The organism is Enterococcus sp. H57, from assembly GCF_003112495.1.
GTDB classification, from domain to species: domain Bacteria; phylum Bacillota; class Bacilli; order Lactobacillales; family Enterococcaceae; genus Enterococcus_B; species Enterococcus_B faecium.
Map to the genome: position 1 here is coordinate 1 of NZ_BEHC01000003.1, position 1098 is coordinate 1098.

General features: G+C 36.5%; 1 protein-coding gene. It reads right to left on the reverse strand.

Annotated elements, in window-relative coordinates:
• A protein-coding gene (locus DIZ30_RS00845; protein ID WP_109023045.1) for an IS3 family transposase occupies nt 1–1098 on the reverse strand; the annotation gives its coding sequence in 2 pieces (ribosomal slippage) (nt 1–825 and nt 825–1098; 1099 coding nt annotated over the 2 pieces). This gene is flagged as partial in the annotation.

Genomic DNA, 1098 nt, shown 5'->3' on the forward strand with positions numbered 1-1098 from the left:
TCTGGTTACGGTAACCAACCGGTGTCTCGTAGCCAAGTGTACCGTGCAACCGAAGGTGGTTCCACCAATTGACATAGTCAAATAACTCCAAATCCAATTGTTGTAAGGTTTCAAATGTGTATTGATAGACAAATTCTACTTTCAACGACTTATAAGTTGATTCAGCTACGGCATTATCAAAAGGACAGCCTTTATGACTCAATGATCGATTGATGTCAAAAGTTGTTAATAATTCATCAATAGCTTGGTTATCAAACTCTTTTCCACGATCAGTATGAAAAATCTCAACCTCTGTCAGAGGTTGTTTGATACGGCTAAATGCTTTTTTTACTAGAACGGCATCTTTATGTTCTCCACAAGAATAGCCGAGAATTTCTCGATTGAACAGATCCAAAATGAAACAGACATAATTCCATTTTTTCCCGACTCGTACATAAGTCAAGTCTGTTACGATCGCTTCTAATGGGTTGTCTCTTAAGAATTTACGATTCAATACGTTTGTCGTTTTGGCTTCATTGCAAGTAGAATGATGTACTTTAAAATAAGCAACAGTATAGCTCGATTTTAATCCTCTATTTTTCATGATTCTACTAATTTTTCGTCGGCTGATCTGAATGCCTCGTTTTGATAAGGCTTTTTTTATTTTTCTTGAGCCGTAGGCCTTTCGGCTGCGGATAAATTCTTCAGCGACTACTTCTTCAAGTTCTGATTCGTCTTTCTTTGGTTTTGATTGATAATAATAGGACTGACGTGATAGACCTAATATTCTGCACATCGCTGATATAGGGTAAAGATGCTTATTCGCATCGATTACTTGTCTCTTCGTCCGAATATCAGCGCTGCTTGCTTTAAAATATCATTTTCCATTTCTAATTGCTGGTTTCTTTTACGTAGTTCTAACAATTCTTTTTGTTCAGGCGTAAGATTATCTTTTTCTTTGAATGAACCACTCGTTTTAGATTGCTTTACCCATTTGTCAAATGCTGAAGCCGTTAGTTCATATTCTCGAATGATTTCTACACGTGGCTTTCCAGCTAAGTAAAGATTGACGATTTGTTGCTTGAATTCTTGTGAAAAAGTTCTTCGTGTTCTCTTAGA